Consider the following 16,305-nt stretch of genomic DNA (forward strand, 5'->3'; position numbering starts at 1 on the left):
TCATGACGGGGGTTCTGGGGTAATACACCACGACCGGTACTCCCTGTCAGCATCCTGCATATCCTGCCAGAGCCAGACCATCCGGTCAAGGAACCAGACCTTCCCGCTATAGACAAGCGCCATACCAAAGAGGGTTGGCCAGAGATCAAAAACAAGTACGCCCCAGAATACAAAGAGCATCCCGATACCGGAAACCGCAGAAAGAATATTTGGGATCTTCCGGTGGTACACCGGTACGGGAATCGTGTCACGGTTCAGCCATACCCGTTCCCCCATTACGGCTTTCGAGGTCCAGTGATCGAAGGATTGCGGTGCAGGAAAGATCCGGGGGTTTACCCACGTCCACACAAGGGCGAGAACAACCGGAATAACTGCCCACCATCCCAACCAGAGCCGGCTCCAGAAGGCAAAAATAAGAATGGGCAGGACGGTGAAGCGCAGGATCACGCTCCACGGGTTGGCGTGACGCAGCCAGGTTGCGTTGTCCAATGCAAAGGATCGGGCGATCTTCCGCTCAAAAGTCATTCTGTATGCATCATCCTATCCGCAGGACCATTACCGGTTTCTTTGAGACCTTTAAGACCGAGAAGGGTGTGCTGCCTTGTAAGAACTCCTCTATCCAGTTCTTTTTATGGGCGCACATGAGGATAAGCGATACATCCTCATCGATAGCCAGGGAAACGATCTTCTCAACGGAACTTCCCACGCGGATATGAACCATGACCCGGAATCCTGCCTGCTCCAGATCCTTTTGGATCTTTGCTAGTTCCTCCTGGGCGTATGTGATACTCTGCTCAATTTCCTTTTTTGTATCCCCCTGGGTAACCACATGCTGGAGAACCAGTTCCCCAATGCCATCCATTCCCCGGACGATCTTGAGCAGTTCCCGGGATTTTTCCGTGAAATCAACGGGAATCATTACTTTTGAGAAAATATCCGTGCAGGTTTCCCCGGGGGTCTTTCCATCGGGACACTCACTGGCATCGGGTTGAACGACAAGGACATGGGTATTCATGTGATGCAGCAGGAAATCGTAGGAAGTTTTCTGGTGCGCCCCGATAATGATGAGCGAGACTTTTTCCTGCCCTGCGATCTCAAGGATTCTCTGGTCGATTGTTCCCCCGGTGATCGTATCGACAGAAGTTTTTGCCTTCAGCCCCCGCTCTTTCAGATAGGCTTTCTTCTCTTCCATGAGAAGGTTTGCGTTCACGCGTTCCGGCTCATGGGTCCAGCCATGAATGGAGTACTGCGTACCATCAATGATGTGGAGCAGGACCACTTCTTTGACGCCCGGGATTTTTATGATGCAGCCGAGCATCTTTTGCGCGAACTCTGAAAAATCGGTTGGAAAGAGTATTTTTTCAAACATGTATTCACCCGGGGATTTGATCAGCGACCGTTAGAGAACATCGCTCTTTAACCCAATCATCCATTTATTTAAAACAACACCTTTAGTTGATTTTAATGTTGTGTCCCTGCACAAAAAATGATCTTTCGGTAGACCTTAAAATACAAGAATGCAGGTAAATTATCCATCATTCCCAACCCTTTCGCATAAGACGCGACGATTTCCGTATCTCCCGTATGGTTCCTGCCATCCCCTCCACCTGGAACATGGCCCGGGAAAAATTGCTCCCCGCCGGGCTCTCACCGGAAGTTAACCGTACGAGATACTGCTGGTACTGCCGGGAAATTTCTTTTCTCAGGATCTCATCCTGCGATCGCATCGCAGCATCAGCAGCATCTGAAATATCGGGAAAGGATTCCGCCAGGATCGCTAAGTTCTTCTCACAGTGAGCAATCGTCAGTTTGATTGCCAGTTTTGATTCGAGGGAGAGAGTGATGCCTTTTTCCTGCAGCTGGGAAATAATCCCATACAGATCTCCGGTCTGGTCTGCAAGCACCTCGCTCAGTTTGGATATCCGGCCCAGTCCTGAGATATTTGCCGTATCTTCCGGTGCAAAGTCCCGCTTGGAAATTTCAAGAACCGCATCACTGATCTGGTCGTCCAGATAGGTGGCGTATTCCTTTAACTGGCTGATTCGTTGCGATGGTTTGTCGGGAGTTTCAAGCAACAAATGAAGTTCTTTGAGCAAGTTACCGGAAATCTCCAGAAGATGTGTTATCTCCTGTTCAATCATGCGGAAGGCATCAGCGGTGGCTTCGGGTAGGGGGTGACGCAGGTATCGCGGGACAAACACAATATCCTCATCTTTTCCCGGCACGACTTTTCGTACCAGCTGCTCGAACGGCCGGATGAGGGCTAAAAAGACGAACACGCAGGTAAGGTTGAAGATGAGATGGGCATTTGCCACCTGCTGGGCAGGACTTCCTCCCAGCGATTCAACCCCGGCAGAAAAGGGTGTCAGGAAGGGGAGGAAGAGCAGGACGCCAAGGAAGTTGAAAAGAAAATGGGCAACCGCGGCACGTTTTGCTGCCGTGTTCATCCGCAGGGCAACGAGCAAAGCAGTAGTCGGCGTCCCGAGATTGGCACCAAGAAGAATGGGAATTGCCATCGTGGGGGTGAGGAGTCCGTTCTGGGTCATCACCACAACGAGACCGGTAGTTACGGAACTGGACTGGAAAATGGTAGTAATAATAAAACCGAATGCGATCTGCAGGAACACATTATCCATCATTCCCATAAATTCGATCAGTTGCGGATCGGTCCGGTAGGGTTCCATAACCCCGGAGATCAGTGCGAGGCTGAAAAAGACGAGACCAAAATAAAAGATCGGTCGCCCGAAACTCTTGTACTTTCCTCCAATGATGCCAATTAAAAACCCGGCAAGGATGAGAAGCGGGGCAAAGGAGGTCAGGTTCAGGGCAACGAGCTGGGAGGTTACGGTGGTACCAAGGTTCGACCCGAAGATGATGCCCAGTGATGCCGTAAAGGAGATGATACCGGAATTCACCAGCCCCACGGTGATGACAGTTGTTGCTGTGCTTGACTGGACAACAGCAGTCACGATGGCACCGACAGCAGTTCCCCTTATGGGTGTGCGGGTCAGGTTCTGGATCAGGTTCCGGAAATAGGCTCCGGCCGCCAGCTGGACCTCCCGGGAAAACTGCTCGATCCCATAAAGAAACAGGATGATACCGGGAATGATTGCAAAGAGTAGTTCCCACGAGTTCATTGTCCTGTCTCCTTATCTGTTTGCCATCCAGTTACGTTCCGGGCTGGTAGTTACCTCTCATTTCTTTCTGCCTTAAAAATGAATACGGGGTCAGGCTGTATGTTTAGCCTGCGTTTCCTTTGTCTCATGCAGCATAGTGCCGGTGGTAACCAGGATGGGCCGGTGCACTCTGCGTATGACCGCACTCGTGGTGCTCCCGATAAAGAGGGTCAGGAGATTTCGTGCCCAGCCTTCACCATACGGGCTCATCAGGATCAGCGTGACATTGTCCCGTTCTGCGGTTGCATTGATCTCATCCGGGGCATACCCGGTACTTACGCGGATTTCTGCCGTGATCCCGGCAGCAGCAAGATCCTGCTGGATCGATTCCAGCCGGTTCCGGGCTGCCTGGACTGCGGCCTGAATTGCAGCCTCAACTGAAGCCTCTATTGTATCAGATTTTCCATCATTAACGACATGCATGAGGATAACACGCCCGGTGGCCGGAATCCTTTTCACCAGCGCAAGGGTCTGCTCCGAGGGTTTGGAGAAATCCACCGGCACCAGTACGCAGGAGAAAAGGTTCCGGTGTCCATCCGGGGTACCCGATTCCGGCGGGAACCTCATGAGGAGCACGGGGATCCTGGCACTGCGGATAACATTGGCTGATATGCTGCGGGTCAGGATAGTCTTATCAGTATTCTTTGCGCGGGCAGCCATCATGATCAGCGAGACCTTCGCCGTTTCGGCAGTCTCAAGAATCGTGAGCGGGATATCGGACTGCGGGATCGCCGGGACGATGGTTTCAACGGAAAGGTCAGCCGTTACCCCGGCCCTTTCCAGCGCCTTCCGGTTCTCCTCCATGAGAATTTGGGGATTTTCCTCCTTCGGGTCCTGATCCAGTTCCCGCCGTGACAGGGTGGTGGGATCGATCACGTGGAGAAGGGTAACTTTTCTGAGGCCGGGAATATCCCTTACATAGGCAAGGATTCTCTGTGAGCCGGGAGAGAAATCAGTTGGCAGAAGTACTTTTTCAAACATATCAGTGCCCCTTGAAATATACATGGTATTCCAGTTATTTAAGTGAGGAGGCAGGGGATCCGGAACGAGGGTTAATCGCCGGAACGGTTTCACATTCCCGACTAAGACACCACGTTCGGCTCATTATTCCGGAATTTTCCTACGAATTTGAAGAGTTCCATCACGACCAGAATCAGGCAGGAGATCCCAAGAAGGATGCCCCACTGTTCAAAGGAGACCGGCCCTATCTGGAGGAGATCCTGCATGACCGGGTTATACATTGAGAGGATGTGAATCCCCTGCGCAGCGATGACCCCCATGATGAGGAGCAGGTTCGCCCTGAACGGGATTTTGAAGGCTGACTGGTACTCTGACCGGCAGTTGAATACGTGCACGTTCTCCAAAAGCACCATGAGGAGAATAACCAGGTTCCGGGCTGAAGTCTCATCCCAACCGGAAGAGAGCAGCCAGTACCAGGTGCCAAATGCGATGAGCCCGATGGCACTGGCAGACAGGAGCGTTTCTTTCACCATGAGACGGTTGAATATCCCCTCTTCGGGCGGGCGGGGCTTTCGTTTCATTGCCCCGTCCTCACCTTTCTCAAAGGCAAGCGTTACGTCCTGAATCCCGTTGGTGACAAGGTTCAGCCAGAGAAGCTGGACAGCGAGCAGCGGGAGGGGGAGTCCGATCACCAGCGAGAGGGTGAACAGGAGCACTTCGGCAAATCCGGTTGAGATCAGAAGGTAGGTCACTTTCCGGATATTGTCATAGGCAAACCTGCCCTCTTCAATCCCGGCAACGATGGAGGTGAAATTGTCATCGGTGAGTATGATAGATGCGGTATCCTTTGCCACATCGGATCCGGATCCCATAGCCACACCGATATTTGCCCGGCGGAGCGCCGGTGCATCATTCACACCATCCCCGGTGACTGCCACGTAATGCCCGTTTTTCTGCAGGGCATCAACAATGAAAAATTTCTGTTCCGGAGTCACCCGGGCAAAGACACGGATATTGGCGATGGCTTCCGGCAGGTTCCCGGTATCGGAGGTTGCCTTTGCAGCCAGTTCGGTTCCGGTCATCAGTTGCGATTCATCGTCAGCAATCGAGAGTGTCCGGGCAATGGACATTGCAGTCGCCGGCTGGTCACCGGTAATCATGACAACTTCCACGCCGGCATGCCGGCACTGCTGGATCGACTCCGTCACCTCCGGCCGGACCGGGTCGATGAACCCCACAAGGCCGAGGAGAGTCAGGTTGGAATGGATCGGATCATCGGAAGATGGTGTATCCTGCACACCCGGGGCAATACCATCAGCTACAACAAGAATCCGGTAGCCGGCATGGGCAAGTTCATGGACCTGGGCTTCCACCACCACCCGGTCGAGAGGAACTTCACCCTCATCCGTGAGCATGAACCTGCAATGGTTCAGGATCACCTCCATACCCCCTTTTACTGCCACTCGGGTGCCATCTTCAGCAGGGAAAAATGCAGCCGAATACCGCCACCGGGAATCAAACGGTATCCGGCGCTCGTCAATACTGCAACAGCGGAGTTCATCCGGATCGAGACCCAGTTTATACGTCAGGGCAAGAACGGCGACATCCATGGTATCGCCGGAATGGATCCATTCCTCATTTTCCGGAAAAAGGGAACCTTCGCTTGCAAGAACCGCAGAGGTTGCTAAGCGTATTATACGGGTTTTTTCGCGATCGTCCGGGAGGATGTTTGTCCGGGTCAGTACCTGCCCCTCACCGGTATACCCTGAACCGGTTACATGGTAGAATTCCCCGGAAGGTAGCGTAATTATCCGTGCGGTCTGCTGGTTGAGGGTTAAGGTTCCGGTCTTGTCCGTAGCAATGACCGTGCAACTCCCCAGTCCTTCCACGGCTGCAAGATGCCGCACGATCACATGCCGGTCTGCCAGCCGGGAGGCGGCAATTGAAAGGGCAACGGTGATGGAGACCGGGAGCCCTTCGGGAATGGCAGAGATCGCAAGGGCAACCGCGAAGAAAAAGACATCGATCCACGGCACTCCCCTGCTTAGGATGATGATCGCCATAACGGTGCTTGCAATAAGCACGGCAATGCCGATGCGGAGAGAAAACCGTTCCATCCGGATAATCAGGGGAGGTTTTGTGACTGCCGTCATACTCACCGAGCGGGCGATCTTCCCGACTTCGGTTCCGGATCCGGTTGCAGTGACCATGCCCACCGCGATGCCGGTCATAACAGTAGTCCCGGCAAAGGCCATGTTCCTTTGTTCTGCAAGCGGGGTTGCCAGCTCAAGGATGCCCACCCGTTTTTCAACGGCGACCGATTCCCCGGTCAGGATGGATTCATCGATGGTAAGACCTGCCGTATGCAGGATACGGAGATCCGCAGGCACGTGGGATCCGGCATCAAGATGGACAATGTCCCCCGGGACTACCTCATCTGATATGATGGTCCGCTCCTTTCCACCCCGTACAACACGGGCAGAGCCATGGAGAATTGACTTGAGGGCCTGTGCTCCCTGTTCAGCACGGTATTCCTGGAATGCTCCGATCACGGCATTGATAAGAAGTACAAGAAAAATAAACGCCGCATCCTTGACATCCCCGATACCTGCTGAGATGACTGCTGCAATCAGGAGGACAAAGATAAGTGGACTTTTGAACTGCACAAGAAAGATCCACGCAAGTCCGGGCGGGGATTTTACCGGAAGGGTATTTTTGCCATAGCGTTTCCTGCGGAGTGCTGCCTCCGCATCAGACAATCCTGCTTCCGATACTGAAAACTCTTTTAAGACCTCATCGGTCGGGAGAGTGTGCCATGCTCCGGGAGCGATTGCGGGTGCAGTTGATCCGGTCATATCATCTCACAGCGCCTCTCACGAAAGCATTTCGGCAATTATCCATCTTAATCTACCGTACGGATGTGACTGGTATTTGAAGATTTCCCGGTATTTCCCTGTTCACCGGCAGGGTTGAGTTAAGGGATTGTAAAACACAGGCTGCCTTTACGAGACCGGATAGGATCCTCATATCCGGGAATCATTTACCGGTATTGAACGGCAACGTATCGGATAAAATGGCACCGTCGAAAATGATGCGGGGTTATTCCGGTCCTGCAACGGGTACGGGCACCGGTGCGGTTCCGAACTTCCGGAAAAAGAAGCCGTAGATCTTCTTAAACCCGGTTCGTTCCAGCAGGATGACGAACACCGAGCAGATGATGATACTGAAAAGGATGATCGCATAAGTCGTTGTCTCGATAAACGATCCCCCGAGTACCCCATACTGGAGCGGTATCCCGGCAAGTACTGCTGCCGCAAGTCCCTTCGGGATCATGATAGCAATCACGCTTGCATCCCATGCGGGAATCGTCCGGGACAGGGAAAGATACACCACAATGATACGAAGGATAAACAGGGCAATGACAATCACACCGGCAATGATGAACGATTCCGCATTCGTGAAATGGATTGAGAGCCCGATGTAGATGAAAAAGAAAGTCTTGAAGAGCTGGACTAACTGGGCAAGAAACAATTTTTCCGTCAGGTTGAGTTCCATCTGCGGGATATCATTTGCCGAAGGGAAAATATGAGAGATTTTGAACGAATCGAGGTTACCCAGGGTGATACCGAAAGCAAGAGCCGCAATGGCACCGGAATAGCCGATGGAGTCGACAGTCCCAAAAACAATGAGAAGGAACGCCGGCGTAAGGAAGATACTTTTGATATCTCCCAAACGGTGATAGATCGAGGACCAGAACACTCCCGCAAGAACGCCAAGAATGACTGCCATTAAGAGGGAGGCGAACAGCTTGCCTGCCATTACCCGCAGGTCAACGGTGCCGAGCAGGTAGACATCAAGGATCATTAAGAAGATGACGATACTGAGCACATCGGCAATCGCGGATTCAAGGGATAAGATCGCACCGCCCTCTTTTTTTAAGTGGAGGAAACCGATCATCGGGATGACCACAGCCGGTGATGCCCCGCCAATGATTGCCCCCAGCATCAGGGCTGGCAAAAAGGTTAAAAATCCCCCGTAATACAGTATGCCGGTGGTAAACAGCATAGTGATTGCAAACGAGGCAAGTGTTAACGAAATCGTGCCCCTGAATGAAGAATGAATGGTTTCGACCCTGAGATGGAGACCACCTTCAAAGAGGATGATGGCCAGCGTGACGGTAGTAAAAATCGGCCCGACAATCCCAAATGAGTCCGGAGATACGAGCCCCAGCACCGGCCCGATAAGAAGACCGACACCGATTAAGAAGAGGAGATCGGGGATTTTGGTTAACGTAAAGACGCGTTTGAGCAGGTTTCCCAAAAAAATCAGGATACCAAGAAACACAACAACAGGAGCAACGTCCATTGTGCTACTATTCGCCGTAATCTTTTTAGAGGTTATGGTTTATAAAAAAAGAGAAGATTATCCGTAATCATTTGTAACGTTTTTTTACCCAAAAAATCAGGGGTTATCTTCCTTTTATACCCTGAATTTTTTTACCCTGTGCGGGATTACTACTCATGAAAAGAAAATTTTGGTTATTTCCCTTCATCGATGCACATCCCCTTCGCATCATACCGGCAATCCTCTGCCTTGAAAAACCAGTTCCGGTACACGATTGGGGTTATCACTGTTGTTAAAAGGCTCATGAGCACGATCACAACATACACGGTCTGGTCGATAATTCCTGCTTCAAGCCCGATGAGGGCCACGATCATCGCCACCTCCCCACGGGGAGCCATGCCGAACCCGACGATAAGTGAGTCCTTCCGGCACAATCCCATCATGCGGGCGGGTATCCCGCAGCCAACAACCTTGGTGATAATCGCAACAAGGGTCAGCACTACGAGGAACAGGAGTATCTCTGGAGTGACAGCCCTGATATCTGCAAGGATCCCGAGCGAGACAAAGAAGATGGATGCAAAGATGATCTCGAGGTATTCAGCTCCTTCCTTGAAATTTTTACTATGAGATAGTTTCACACTCCCAAAGGAGACTCCCGCGATGAATGCCCCGACGATAGCAGAAAGCCCGACTACTTCCGCACCCATCGCATAGAGAAATGCCATCATCATCGCAAAGATGAAAATGAACTCCGGGAATTTTTTACAGAACCCGGTAGAATCGAGTTTTTCTACGTATTTGCTGACAACAAAGATCCCGAATGCTCCGCCAATAACGATAAACGCTACTGCTTTGATAGCGACAATGGCAATGCCCCCTGCCGTGACCGTCCCGCTCACTACATCGGTGCTGATCGCAAGAGCTAAAAGACTGAGTACATCATCGATGACCGCTGCGCCGATGATGGCTTTTGCGGCATCGGTCTGGAGCTTTCCCATCTCCTTGAGCACATTAGCCGTGATTGCGATACTGGTCGCAGTCAGGGCAGTTCCGATGAAAATTGCACTGGCAGTATCGAAACCAAAGACAATCGATATCCAATAGCCACCTATCCACGGGACGATCACCCCTACAGCCGCGATCGCCCCGTTTCTGATAGAGAGAATCTCTTTTACATTGAACTCAAGCCCGATAACAAAGAGCAATATCACGGCTCCAAGATGGGCAAGCCCCCGGACAAAATCCGTGTAGGTGATAAGTCCGAGTGCACTCGGACCAACGAGCAGACCTACGAGGATCAGCCCGATGACGGCCGACTGGTTGATGCGCGATGCAATCAGGTATCCGCCGAGAGCCACGAAGAGGAGCAGGCTCATCTGGAATTCCGGGGAGGTGAACAGGCTATCCATTGGCAATAACTTGGGATGATGAGTTAAAAACCTTTTTTGGTTTTTTTATAAATACCGCAGAAACCTGCTGCTTTCGTATGAAATATAAAAAAAAAAGAGCCTGCCTATTCTTCCCTCAGCATCTTATCGATTGCATGAACCGCACACTTTGCTGCACCCATGGCAAGAATGACTGTCGCGGCACCGGTCGCCACATCGCCACCGGCAAAGACCTTGCGCATGGAGGTGCGGAACTCGTCATCGACTATGACATTGCCGCGTTTACCGCGTTTGAGTTCGGGAATCTCGCTGATCAGGAGCGGGTTGGGGCCCTGGCCAATAGCAGCGATGAAGACATCAGCATCGATGGTGAAATGGCTGCCCTCTATGGGGACGGGTTCGGGCCTGCCGGACTTGTCAAGGGCACACATCTCCATGCGTACGCACTCGACACCGGTAATTCCCTGTTCTCCCAGGACTTTTATGGGGTGTGAGCACATGACAAATTCGATGCCCTCTTCTTTCGCCCGCTGGGTCTCGGCCTCACGGGCCGGGAGATCTTCTTCGCGCCGGCGATAGACCAGCATAACTTTGCCGCCAAGTCTCCGGGCAACCCGGGCCGCGTCCATGGCGACATTGCCTCCGCCAACCACAACCACACGGCTTCCCCTTTTTACCGGGGTATCAAAGACCGGGAAACTATCAGCATGCATCAGGTTGACCCGGGTCAAAAATTCATTTGCCGAGTATACGCCGGGGAGATTCTCACCGGGAAGGCCCATGAAGTAGGGGAGGCCGGCACCGGTGCCGAGGAATACCGCATCGTAACTGAGCAGTTCCTTAACCGTAACGCTGCGGCCCACGAGATGATTGAGTTTCAAATCAACTCCAAGAGAGAGGACCGCATCGATCTCTGCCTTGACAATATCCTTGGGCAGGCGGAACGCGGGAATCCCGTACATGAGCACCCCTCCGGCTGCGTGGAGCGACTCGAAGAGAGTGACCGAATATCCCATGCGGGCGAGTTCCGCAGATGCGGTCAGCCCGGCCGGACCGGCGCCGACAACGGCAACCCTGCGACCTGTTGACGCTTTCTTCTGGGGGGCTACCATGCCATGCGCCCGTTCGGTGTCGGCAACAAACCGTTCCAGCTCGCCTATCGAAATTGGTTTTTCCTTGATGCCGAGAATGCACTGACCCTCGCACTGGACTTCCTGCGGGCAGACCCGTCCGCAGATCGCCGGCAGCATGTTCTGCTCCTTGATGATCGCGGCGGCTTTCTGGAAATTACCGGAAGCAACTTCCCGGAGGAACGCGGGGATGTCGATACCCACCGGACATCCTTTAACGCAGAGGGGTTTTTTGCACTGGAGACAGCGTTCGGCTTCGATCTTCGCTTCTTCGGAAGTCATGCCGGTATCTACTTCTTTAAAGTCATGGAGACGCTGGTCTATGGCCCGGTCATGCATGGTGATCACCACCCTTGCAGGCACAGATGTGCGCATTATAGCGTTCGAGCGATTCTTTCTCTTCGGGCTGGTACGTGCGGAGCCGGCCCATCAGCAGATTGAAATCAACCTGGTGAGCATCAAACTCGGGCCCGTCAACGCAGGCAAATTTTGTCTCGCCCCCGACAATCACCCGGCAGGACCCGCACATGCCGGTCCCGTCCACCATGACAGGGTTGAGACTGACAAATGTCTTGATACCGGCCGGGCGGGTTGCCTCGCAGGTGACCTTCATCATCATCGCGGGCCCGATAATCCAGACTGCATCGACTTTTTCCCGCGCCATGACCTGCTTGAGCAGGTCTGCGGCAAAGCCGTGGAAGCCTTTGGTTCCGTCATCGGTAGAGATGAGAAGTTCATCGCAGGCTTTTGCCATCTCGTCTTCCAGGATGAGCAGGCTGGCATTGCGTGCACCGACAATCCCGACTACCCGGTTCCCCGCGGCTTTTAAGGAGCGGGCAATGATGGGAAGGCTTGCGGTACCAACACCGCCTCCCACAAGTACGCAGGTACCAAACTTCGAGAGATCGCTGGGTTTTCCGAGCGGGCCTGCCACATCCCGGATATGATCTCCTGCCTTAAGGGCGGCAAGATGAGTGGTGGTCTTACCGATGGTCATAAAGATGACCCGGAAGGAATCCCCGTCCACCGCCGAGATGGTAAGAGGGATGCGCTCGCCTTTCTCATCGATCCGGAAGATTACGAACTGTCCGGCCTGTGCATGGTGGGCCACGTGGGGGGCCTTTACCCACATCTGGTACACTTTATCGGCAAGCTGCCCGGCTTTTTCTATGGTATACAACCCTGTCACTCCTGAAAATTATGAAATGGTATTATTGGATCCAGAACTATGGATCATAAATTTTCTTTACAATCGCTTAATCTTACGCACCCGGACGGCAACTCCACGTTTTGAGCGGAGCATCTCATCCGCCGGCATGGCAGCCCGTCCCGTAGCAAGAGCACGCGCACCCACGACCAGCACTTCATCGCCGTCGCGGATCTCCGGGTCTGCTTTCATCACACCCGGTGTCAGCACATCGCCTTCCGGAATAAAATCGTCGATATGCACCCGGTAGCCATCCGGTACCAGGTTCCAGCCATCCACGGTTGGCCGGAGCATGCCGGTACCGGTGTCAATCGAGAAGAGCTGGAGATTATTCCGGCTGTAGAAGACCTCCGGGAAATGGCCCCGGAGCGTAGTCCCCTTGGCATCGAGATCAATATTGAACTGGTATGAGGCCATGCCATGAAGCCGGTCATCCTTGAATCGCCGTTCCCCCGCAAGGGCGCTGTCGAGTGCATTGAGGGCGGCATCGCTGGTCGGGTGCTCCTCGCAGGTGCATTCGAGCGTGATTCCCGCTGCTTCAGCAGCCTGCCGGGCAACTTTGAGCGCCCCGCCTTCGAGATGGGCGATGATACGGCGGTACGGGTGGCGTTTGAAATACCGGGTGAGGATGCTACTGATGAAGGCGCATTCCTCTGCATCCCAGTAACCGGTGACCGGCACATCATAGTGCCCGGCCGGGTATATTGTTTCGAGTTCCCGGGGCACGAGACCGAGCGGGGAAGTTACGATTAATTCGTGGGCCCGGCCGCCAATCGCCATCTGGAAGCGCTTGTGGGTCTGGGAGAGCGAGTAGGGTTTCCGTGCCGAGCACGGCAGGAGCACAGCCACGTCCGTCTTAGGTGGAAGATACCGCGTGAGCACGCGTTCTGCAAACCTTCTCACTTCCACCCGCTGCATGGAGTCGCCGGAGTTTGCCCGCATCACGCCGCTCCGGGCGATTGGCTGGGCTGCGTCCATGAACGCGTACTGGTTATCCAGGTGGCGCATGATGGCGACCTGGTTTGCGCTCATCCGGCAGCGGGACTCGATGAGATCCCGCAGTTGTCCCTGCTCGATAAAGCGGGCAACAAGAGCAAGCTCCTGACGGAGGGCATTCCGGTTATGCTCTTTGAGATCGTTTGCTGCACACCCGGCGCAGGTGCAGATGCCGGTCTTCATGGCATCAGCAGTAAACTCGCCATCGGCCGTACAGAAAATTCCCTGCGCAGATTTGAGGTCTACGCCAATGAAATCGAAAAGATCGAACCCGGAGTAGCAGAGGATGGCGGCTGTTGATGGGATCGCGGCGGCCGGTGCGTACCACGCGGTATCGGCCGGTGTCTTCTTCTTTAAGCCCACCAGCCACTCCACGTAATTCCGGGGATTGGCAAACGCGGTGTGCCAGTTGGCAACCATGACACAGTCACCGCTCACCGCGGTATTATCCAGTTGCGGGTGAAGGGTGACCGGCATCATGCCTGGTGCCGGGGGGAACTGCCGGGCAACGGCAGCCGGGGCAGAGACCGGCATGTTGGCATTCCAGAGAGTCCCCAGTGCGGGAAAAAACGCGATGGTATCCGTTGCGGCCGGGAGTCTCAGTTCCGTTCCTTCGTGTTTGAACAGCCCGGTCCGGCCGAGACCGTCCCTTTTGCGAATATTAAACTGGCTCACTGCGCACCTCACAACCGGTTACTTCCTGCCGCAGGATCGATTCCCACCGCGGGCTGCAGGAGACAACCACGCGGGTATCCGGGTGGCTCTCGACAAGAGCCCTTATTCCCCGGCACCCTTGGCGCACCATCGCATCATCCCATTCGGGAATCTCGCTCTGGCCAACCGGGAACGTCTCCTTGAGTTCCTTCGGATAAGGCCCGAACGGGGGCTTGAAGAGAAGTGTATCTTCAAACTCGTCGCGTGCCCCGCCATCGAATGCCACCAGCACTTCCTTACCCAGCCGGAGCCGGCCGAGCTGCTGCTGGTAGCGGAGTACCTCGGTTCGTTTGCAGCTCTCGTCACCACGGTAGAAAAAGCGGCGCTTGGAGGTACGGTCGGTCTTTTCGAGTTCCGCGTTGTGGAGCAGGAGCGCCCGGTAGCCGGCAAGCAACTGTGGGTGTCCCCGGCAGCGCTCATCAACCAGTTCCCAGAGCGACCCGTCCGTGATGGCCTGGCGGATGCGGGCGATCTCGGCCAGGGTCACATGCAGGTTATGGAGCGCGAGCAGGCGGTCACGCTGCGGTGACATCCGGAGTTCTTCGACCGTGTGGGTCCGGCAGATATTGCAGGCACAGGGAAGATCGGCGAGTTCATCGATCTTGTAACTGCCGTGCACGGTCATGTACCGTCCTTCCTTGGCATAGAGGGCGTAGGCGGCCGAGTCAAACAGATCGCAGCCCATTGCCGTTGCAAGCGCAAACATGGCAGGATGGCCGGCGCCGAAGAGATGGACGCAGGCTGATGGCGAGATCGTCCGTTTTGCCGCCATCACGACACTGACAAGATCCCGGTACCGGTACTGTTCCATGATGGGGACAACGGCACCGATAGGGCAGAAGGTAAAACCGAGATCGGTCACTGCCTTTCCGGCTTGTTCCCGTAAATCTTCAAAGATGCCGCCCTGGACCGGACCAGCTATCGGGGCATCGTTGCCGAAAACCTGCTTTGCTTCGGCAAGGCGCTGCATCGTAATCGCAAGTTCGCCTTCCGCGGTCTGGCGGTCGGCAGCCGGGGAGGTGGGGATGTCGAGCGGCACCCAGATGTCGCTTTTAATATCGCGCTGGAACGAGAGCGTCTCGGTATTGGTGATCGAGACTTGGCCGTACACGGACAACTGGAACGAGCCGGAATCGGTCATGATGACACCATCGAAATCCAGCACCTTGTGGAGACCTTCGGACAGGGCACGTTCCCGGTACTGCTTGCTCTGGGAAAAAATGTAGGCATTGGTGATGATCGCTTCCACGCCCATCTTCCGGAGTTCTTTGGGCGTGACCAGCTGGAGGTGGGGGTTGATGACCGGGAGCAGCGCGGGAGTCTTGACAATCTTTTTTCCGACCGTCAGCTTTCCGCAGCGGCCGGCAATATCGCTGTACAAACTCTCGAATGAAATTCCCATGAGGCACCCTTAATGTGCCTTTATATGTGCGCTCAGGAGGTTAAACGATTCCGTGTCTCGGAAAAGATCTGGCCTTCAAAGATCATCACTTCAACATCTTTGCGGGTCCAGCACCGGCCGGGCAACCCGGCTTTGGTGCAGGTATGATCCAGGAACGTTGTGCTGTCCCAGCCATAATCGGTTGCCACCTGCGGGAGCAAAAGACCGCTCGTGCCCATGCCCCGGATAATCAGGCCGTGTTTTCCCACCTTGACATTGGCAGGACGTTCTGACGGCTCGCATAACAGCGGTACCGGTACGGTGAGGACCGTAACTTCGAGATCAATATGGGCAAGTTCATCTTTTGCTACCGGAGGGAAGCGGGGATCTTCGAGCGCAGCGGCTTTTGCTGCGTGCTCAATGGCCGCACCGAGCGACATCACCGGATACGGCAGACCGATGCATCCCCGCAACTCATCATCCCGGGTAAGCGTGACAAAGACCCCCCTTTTATCATGGAAGACCTGAGTAAGTTTGAGAACGGGTACCGGTTTTTTTGCAACTGCCTGTTCAAGTGCGCCACGTGCAAGATGGATAGCGAGTGTTCCTTCGTCTGCTGTCAGCATACTTTTCTCTCCCGCGTTGAGACTTTGATTGGTGCAGGTTGGATAACAATCTATCGAACAGTATAGTTTTTCCAGATTTTTAACCATCTTTTTCGTCAAATTAGGATGGTGACCCCCTCTCTCCCCCAGAGGGGGAGGCAGCCCAAGGGGAGCGCCCCCTTGACCCCCTTATCGGGTCAGGTTTTTTATGACGTACGAATGATATGCCTTTTGTCAGCGATTGTTTTTTATGAAACGGGCAAGCGGGAAAGCCCCCGAAAAAACTCTTCGACCATTGCACCCAATCTGGCCGCCGCGGGGGCGCCCCTTCGGGGGCGGCGAGGCCATCGCAAGTATATGAGATCAACAACACAATCAGGAAATTGAGAGCAAATTATTACTGG

General features: G+C 54.1%; 12 protein-coding genes. All 12 read right to left on the reverse strand.

Going from position 1 to position 16,305, the window contains the following annotated elements:
* Entirely contained in the window at window positions 1-525 is a 525-nt protein-coding gene (locus CVV30_05080) for a hypothetical protein (GenBank protein ID PKL70724.1), read from the reverse strand.
* 10 nt (window positions 526-535) lie between these two features.
* Window positions 536-1,369: a hypothetical protein gene (locus CVV30_05085; protein ID PKL70725.1), complete on the reverse strand. Its 834-nt coding sequence runs from the start codon at window positions 1,367-1,369 to the stop codon at window positions 536-538.
* Window positions 1,370-1,535: 166 nt separating this feature from the next.
* The gene (locus tag CVV30_05090) at window positions 1,536-3,137 is read right to left on the reverse strand and encodes a sodium:phosphate symporter (GenBank protein PKL70726.1); all 1,602 of its coding nucleotides are present in this window, start codon (window positions 3,135-3,137) and stop codon (window positions 1,536-1,538) included.
* Between the two features lie 90 nt (window positions 3,138-3,227).
* The gene (locus CVV30_05095; GenBank protein PKL70727.1) at window positions 3,228-4,181 is read right to left on the reverse strand and encodes a hypothetical protein; all 954 of its coding nucleotides are present in this window, start codon (window positions 4,179-4,181) and stop codon (window positions 3,228-3,230) included.
* Window positions 4,182-4,258: 77 nt separating this feature from the next.
* Window positions 4,259-6,991, reverse strand: a complete 2,733-nt coding sequence (locus CVV30_05100; protein PKL70728.1) for an ATPase — start codon at window positions 6,989-6,991, stop codon at window positions 4,259-4,261.
* Window positions 6,992-7,235: 244 nt separating this feature from the next.
* The gene (locus CVV30_05105) at window positions 7,236-8,501 is read right to left on the reverse strand and encodes a hypothetical protein (protein ID PKL70729.1); all 1,266 of its coding nucleotides are present in this window, start codon (window positions 8,499-8,501) and stop codon (window positions 7,236-7,238) included.
* A 173-nt stretch (window positions 8,502-8,674) separates the two neighbouring features.
* Window positions 8,675-9,889, reverse strand: coding sequence for a cation:proton antiporter (locus CVV30_05110; GenBank protein PKL70730.1), 1,215 nt, complete (start codon window positions 9,887-9,889; stop codon window positions 8,675-8,677).
* A 104-nt stretch (window positions 9,890-9,993) separates the two neighbouring features.
* A complete protein-coding gene (gene gltA, locus CVV30_05115; protein PKL70731.1) occupies window positions 9,994-11,337 on the reverse strand; it encodes a glutamate synthase (NADPH), homotetrameric in 1,344 nt (447 codons plus the stop codon).
* Window positions 11,330-12,178 (reverse strand): dihydroorotate dehydrogenase, encoded by an 849-nt coding sequence (locus tag CVV30_05120; GenBank protein ID PKL70732.1) that lies wholly within the window; start codon window positions 12,176-12,178, stop codon window positions 11,330-11,332. The genes gltA and CVV30_05120 overlap by 8 nt, the downstream gene beginning before the upstream one ends.
* 66 nt (window positions 12,179-12,244) lie before the next feature.
* Entirely contained in the window at window positions 12,245-13,876 is a 1,632-nt protein-coding gene (locus CVV30_05125; protein ID PKL70733.1) for a pseudouridine synthase, read from the reverse strand.
* Window positions 13,863-15,317: a tRNA-guanine(15) transglycosylase gene (locus CVV30_05130; GenBank protein PKL70734.1), complete on the reverse strand. Its 1,455-nt coding sequence runs from the start codon at window positions 15,315-15,317 to the stop codon at window positions 13,863-13,865. Before CVV30_05130 ends, CVV30_05125 begins: the two co-directional genes overlap by 14 nt.
* Before the next feature lie 32 nt (window positions 15,318-15,349).
* Window positions 15,350-15,922 carry a TIGR00296 family protein gene (locus CVV30_05135; GenBank protein ID PKL70735.1) on the reverse strand — a complete coding sequence of 191 codons (573 nt, stop codon included), beginning with the start codon at window positions 15,920-15,922 and terminating at the stop codon, window positions 15,350-15,352.
* Between the last annotated feature and the right edge of the window lie 383 nt (window positions 15,923-16,305).

This window comes from Methanomicrobiales archaeon HGW-Methanomicrobiales-1 (genome assembly GCA_002839675.1).
Lineage (GTDB): Archaea > Halobacteriota > Methanomicrobia > Methanomicrobiales > Methanospirillaceae > Methanoregula.

Coding starts and splice junctions, on each gene's coding strand:
- CVV30_05080 (PKL70724.1), bottom strand. CDS start 525: ATGACTTTTGAGCGGAAGATCGCCCGATCCTTTGCATTGGACAACGCA.
- CVV30_05085 (PKL70725.1), bottom strand. CDS start 1,369: ATGTTTGAAAAAATACTCTTTCCAACCGATTTTTCAGAGTTCGCGCAA.
- CVV30_05090 (PKL70726.1), bottom strand. CDS start 3,137: ATGAACTCGTGGGAACTACTCTTTGCAATCATTCCCGGTATCATCCTG.
- CVV30_05095 (PKL70727.1), bottom strand. CDS start 4,181: ATGTATATTTCAAGGGGCACTGATATGTTTGAAAAAGTACTTCTGCCA.
- CVV30_05100 (PKL70728.1), bottom strand. CDS start 6,991: ATGACCGGATCAACTGCACCCGCAATCGCTCCCGGAGCATGGCACACT.
- CVV30_05105 (PKL70729.1), bottom strand. CDS start 8,501: ATGGACGTTGCTCCTGTTGTTGTGTTTCTTGGTATCCTGATTTTTTTG.
- CVV30_05110 (PKL70730.1), bottom strand. CDS start 9,889: ATGGATAGCCTGTTCACCTCCCCGGAATTCCAGATGAGCCTGCTCCTC.
- gltA (PKL70731.1), bottom strand. CDS start 11,337: ATGCATGACCGGGCCATAGACCAGCGTCTCCATGACTTTAAAGAAGTA.
- CVV30_05130 (PKL70734.1), bottom strand. CDS start 15,317: ATGGGAATTTCATTCGAGAGTTTGTACAGCGATATTGCCGGCCGCTGC.
- CVV30_05135 (PKL70735.1), bottom strand. CDS start 15,922: ATGCTGACAGCAGACGAAGGAACACTCGCTATCCATCTTGCACGTGGC.